Origin of the sequence: Microbacterium sp. B24, from assembly GCF_000333415.1 — a bacterium.
Lineage (GTDB): Bacteria > Actinomycetota > Actinomycetes > Actinomycetales > Microbacteriaceae > Microbacterium.
On the sequence record NZ_BADB01000402.1, the window covers coordinates 1 to 4,946 of the forward strand.

At 70.7% G+C, this 4,946-nt stretch carries 4 protein-coding genes and 1 pseudogene; 3 read left to right on the plus strand and 2 right to left on the minus strand.

The window, feature by feature from the left end; translation table 11 throughout:
- Both I5I_RS11945 and I5I_RS11950 read right to left on the minus strand, forming a co-directional pair.
- Window positions 1–452 (minus strand): annotated as a pseudogene (locus I5I_RS11945) (sugar transferase); the annotation flags it as partial.
- Between the two features lie 179 nt (window positions 453–631).
- The gene (locus tag I5I_RS11950; protein WP_239640110.1) at window positions 632–1,489 is read right to left on the minus strand and encodes a CPBP family intramembrane glutamic endopeptidase; all 858 of its coding nucleotides are present in this window, start codon (window positions 1,487–1,489) and stop codon (window positions 632–634) included.
- 70 nt (window positions 1,490–1,559) lie between these two features.
- Here I5I_RS11950 and I5I_RS11955 point away from each other — a divergent pair, with 70 nt between their 5' ends.
- From I5I_RS11955 to I5I_RS11965, 3 genes are all read left to right on the plus strand, one after another.
- Complete coding sequence (locus tag I5I_RS11955; RefSeq protein WP_036319811.1) at window positions 1,560–2,159, plus strand: arsenate reductase/protein-tyrosine-phosphatase family protein; 600 nt, start codon at window positions 1,560–1,562, stop codon at window positions 2,157–2,159.
- A 168-nt stretch (window positions 2,160–2,327) separates the two neighbouring features.
- The gene (locus I5I_RS11960; RefSeq protein ID WP_036319814.1) at window positions 2,328–3,695 is read left to right on the plus strand and encodes an HNH endonuclease; all 1,368 of its coding nucleotides are present in this window, start codon (window positions 2,328–2,330) and stop codon (window positions 3,693–3,695) included.
- Window positions 3,696–3,920: 225 nt separating this feature from the next.
- Window positions 3,921–4,946, plus strand: a 1,026-nt coding sequence (locus tag I5I_RS11965) for a YveK family protein (protein ID WP_036319817.1), incomplete at its 3' end; no start/stop codon positions are given.

Genomic DNA, 4,946 nt, shown 5'->3' on the forward strand with positions numbered 1-4,946 from the left:
AACGCGAAGATCGCGATCACACCGAACAAGCGGAAGCTCGACACGGCGATGCGCACGTACTCGCTCGTGCCGATGCCGATGACGCGGTAGCTGCGGGAGTCGCTCCACGACAGCGCGCCCATCCACAGCACGATCAGGAGAACCGAGAAGGCCCAATAAGAGAAGTCGGTGATGCGGGAGTCGTCGCGCATGGCGATCTGCGCATTGCCGAAGCCGAACCACGCGATCTGAGCGCCGAACACGGCCCAGGTCAGCACGAGGAAGTCGCTGACGATGAGCCGGCGCTGAAAGCGGCGACGCCAATCGTTGAAGGGTGGGGCAGCGGGACGCATGGTGCTGGTGGCCTGAGTCGACGCACCGGCCGGAGCAGTGATGGAGCCGCTGTCCGCGCGGGGTGCTGTCGAGTCGTGAGGCGACTCCGTCGTCGCATCGACCTGAATATCGGTCGACACTTCGGCTTCCTCCTATATCTCGGTTTCGGCCCCCCGGCTGTCGGGAGATTATCAGCCGAATGTGTCAGGTGTGTGACGCGTGACGGGCTGATGACTCCCGGTGACACCCGAGCCTATGAGGACGATGAGAGGGCTCTCATCATCCTTTTGGTGAAAACTTGGTGTCGCGTGCGGAATCGTCAGCCGAGCGACGGCGCCGCGGGCGCGACGGCACCCCACGTTCCGACGACGACGAGCACCAGATACGACACGTTGTAGACCACGTGCGTCAACACGGCGCCCCAGATGCGGCCCGTGAGCAGAACCACCAGCGCGCACGTGCCCCCGACCGCGAAGAGTTGGATGCCGTCGACCAGCGTCAACGCCCCGGCCGTCGCGTGCAGCAGCACGAAGCCGCCCGCCGACACCAGCGCCGCCGTCACCGCGGCCGCCACCCCACCCACGCTCCGCCGCAGCAACTGATACACCGCGATGAGAACGACCGTGCGGAAGAAGAACTCCTCGACCAGCGGCGCGACCAGCCCCGCCGGAATCGCCTCCGTCAGCCACCACCCCGAGGGCAGGCCGCCGTCGAGCGCCATCGCGGAGGGGAAGGCCGCGGCATCCGCACCGCTCACCCAGCCCTGCAGCAGACGCAGGCCGAGCCCCAGCCCGACGCCCCACAGCACATCGATCGGCCGAAACCTCAGCAGCCCGGCCGGCCGTGACCGCGCGAATGCGAACGCGACGGCGGCACCGAGCCCGAGCCACAGCACCACGGTCGAGGCGGTGGCGGCCCACGGCGCCGCGATACGGCTCACGGCGCCGCCGCCGACGACACCGAGCCCCACCCCGATGAGCGCCGCCGACAGGACGGAGAGGTCCCACTGGCGCACCGCCGTACCGCCCAGACGCCAGTCGGTGCGCTTGCGACGACGGCGCCCGGGCGTCGCGGCCTCGCCAGACGCCTCCGACGCGCCGCGCTCGCTTGGCGACCGGCGTGCAGGCGTCGACGCCTCGAGGGCGGACGAACCGGGGTCGCTAAGCTGATCGGGCACGTGGCCAAACTACCGGTCACGTGGCGAGCCACACACTCCCTCCCCCGCTCTATCGACACCGGAAGTCACCGTGCTCGAGATCCTCACCGTGTGCACCGGCAACATCTGCCGTTCCCCCCTGGCCGCGCAGCTGCTGGCCACCCGCCTCGCCGATCTTCCGGTGCGCGTCTCCAGCGCCGGCGCTCGCGCGCGCGACGGGATGCCGATGACTCCCGAAGCCGCAGACCTCGCCCTCGCCCGCGGCGTCGACCCGGCACTCGTGGCGGCCCACGGCGCCCGCTACCTCACCCCGGTGCACGTGCGCACCGCCGATCTCGTGCTCGCCATGGCGCGCGACCACCGCCGCGAAGTCGTCGAGCTCGACCCCTCGCGCATGCGACAGGCCTTCACGGCGCGCGAGTTCGCCCGCCTCGCCGCCGATCTGAGCGACGACGACCTGCGCACGGCCGCAGCGACCGCCGGGGAGGGCGCACCCCCGCGGGAGCGCTTCGCCGCCGCGCTGGGCGCGGTCGCCGGGCGGCGCGGGATCACGCTGCCCCCGGCATCCCCCGAGGACGACGACGTCATCGACCCCTACGGCCGCTCCGCGGCGACGTACGAACGCTCCGCAGTCGAGCTCGAGCCGGGGCTCGTCGCCGTCGAACGCGTCGTGCGGATCGCCTTCGGCTGACCTCGACGCGGTCGGCGTTTCGACTCGCGCTTCGCGCTCGCTCAACGACCGGGAGTAGTGGTGGCGGTCGGGCGCTACCGGTCGTTGAGCGAGCGCAGCCAGTCGAAGCGCCTCGACCCCTGTGGACAACTCCGACGAGTGTCGTAGGTATGTTCTAATATCAAAGTCATGGAGAACAGGCTCGATGGCATCGCCGCAGCGCTCGACGCGCTCGCGGCGGCGGGCGGTGCACAGGCGCCGGCCGCGCTGTCACCGAGCGCGCTCGTCGAGGTGAATCGCGCTTTCGGCGTGCTCATGCGCCAGGTCGACGCCGCGTTCGCGCCCGTCGCAGCCGAGATCTCCCGTCAGTCGCGGCCGCAGCTCGGGGGCGACTCCCTCGCCAAGAAGCAGGGCTTCCGCTCCCCCGTCGCGCTGATCCAAGCCACGACCGGCGCGAGCGTGGGCGAAGCGATCAGACTCGTGCAGGTGGGCGAGAGCACGGCGCCGCGCACCAGTATCAGCGGCGAGTCGCGACCCGCCGCGCATCCGCACGTGGCGGCGGCTGTGGCGGCGGGCGCTCTGTCGATGACAGCGGCGTCGGCGATCATCACTCTGCTCGACAAGCTGTCGCTCCGCGTCGATTCCGCGCGCAGGGATGCCGCCGAGCGCGACCTCTGCCAGCGGGCACCCGGACTGCGGGCCGACGAGCTGACCAGGCTGCTGGCGCACGCGGAGGCCGAACTCGACCCCGACGGGCTCGCCGCCGCGCACGAGGAGCATCGGTCGGCCCGCGCGCTGCGGGTGCAGGAGCGAGACGGCATGCTCCACCTCACCGGGGTGTTCGATGTGGCCACCGCCGCGCCGATCAAGACGGTGCTCGACGCGATGGTCACCCGCGTGCTGCAGAACAACGAGCACGCCCCGCGGCACGAACACGGGGGCGGCGACGACCCCGTGGCAGGCGCTCTTCGCGACGAGCGCACGGTGCCGCAGATGAGAGCCGACGCCCTGCACGAACTGTGCGCGCACGCCCTCGGCTGCGAGCAGGTCCCCACGGTCGCGACGACCACCGTCGTCGTGCGTATGACGCTCGACCAGCTCGAGTCGGGGTGCGGCGTCGCGCGCATCGACGGGTTCGACGCATCGCTGCCCGCCGCGGAAGTACGCCGGCTCGCCGCCGACCTGCAGGTCATTCCGTGCGTTCTCGGCGGCGACAGCGAGATTCTCGACTGGGGTCGCACGCGCCGCCTGTTCTCACCCGCACAGAAGCTCGCCCTCGCCGAACGCGACGGCGGCTGCGCGTTCTGCGGGGCTCCGCCGGCGTGGACTCACGGGCACCACATCGCCTGGTGGAACCGGGATGCCGGGCCCACCGACCTCGACAACGGCGTGCTGCTGTGCACCGGCTGCCACCATCGCATCCACAGCGACGGGTGGGAGATCCGCGTCGACGGCGTCGGAGTGGCCGCGCGGGTGTGGTTCATCCCGCCGCCGTGGATCGACACCGATCGCACGCCCCGCATCGGTGGGGGTGCCCGCTACGCGCTGAACTGCTGAGCTGCTGAGCTGCTGAGCTGCTGAGCTGCTGAGCTGCTGAGCGATGTGGGGTGATGATGACGGATCCCCACGGCGGCACGGACGGCGACGACGACCTGTGCAGGCTGCACACGCACGTGTTGCCGCCCGGACACCGGCCCGAAACATCCGCTATGGCAGACTGAGTCCGATCGTCCCGGCCTTGCAACCCCCCTCCTGGCTGGCAGCGCGTCTTCGAGAGGCACCATGGAGCTCAGCGACTACATCCGCATCCTCCGCAAGAACTGGCTCGTGATCGTCGTGCTGACCCTGCTGGGACTCGGCGCGGCAGCGGGCTACTCCCTCACGAGGACCCCGATCTACGAGTCCGCGAGCACGGTCTTCGTCTCCACGCAGTCGGGCAACACGGCCCAGGAGCTGCAGCAGGGATCGTCGTTCGCACAGGCACGCATCAACACCTACGTGGGACTCACCACGACGCCCGTCGTGCTGAACCCGGTGATCGCCGACCTCGGCCTCGCCCGCACCGCCGAAGATCTCGCGAAAGACGTCAAGGCGTCGGCCGCTCTCAACTCCACGCTCATCACCATCACGGTCTCCGACCCCGACGCCGTCCAGGCGGCCAAGATCGCCAACGCGATCGCGGCGAGCCTCGCCTCCGCGGTGCCGCAGCTCGAACCCGAGAGCAACAGCGGGGCCAGCGCCATCCGCCTCAGCCGCGTCAGCGACGCGCAGCCCGCGCTGAAGCCGTCGAGCCCCAACGTGCCGCTGAACCTCGCCCTCGGTGTTCTCGTCGGCCTGGCCCTCGGCATCGGCGTCGCGGTGCTGCGCACCACCCTCGACAACCGGGTGCGCACGCCCCGCGAGGCCGAGCAGATCACCGGCTCGCCCGGCATCGGCGCGATCGCCTACGACACGAAGGCCAAGGAGCGCCCGCTCATCGTCCACGCCGATCCGCTCAGCCCCCGGGCCGAGTCGTTCCGGGCGCTGCGCACCAACCTGCAGTTCCTCGACATGGGCGGCCGCTCCAGCTTCGTCATCACCAGCTCGATCCCCAGCGAGGGCAAGTCGACCACGACGATCAACCTCGCCATCGCCCTCGCCGACGCCGGCAAGCGCGTCGCCCTGCTCGACACCGACCTTCGCAAGCCCAAGGTCGCCGAATACCTCGGCATGGAGGGCGGCGCCGGTCTCACCGACGTGCTCATCGGTCGCGCGAAGGTCGGGGAGGTCATGCTCCCCTGGGGCGGGCGCAGCCTCTACGTGCGCCCG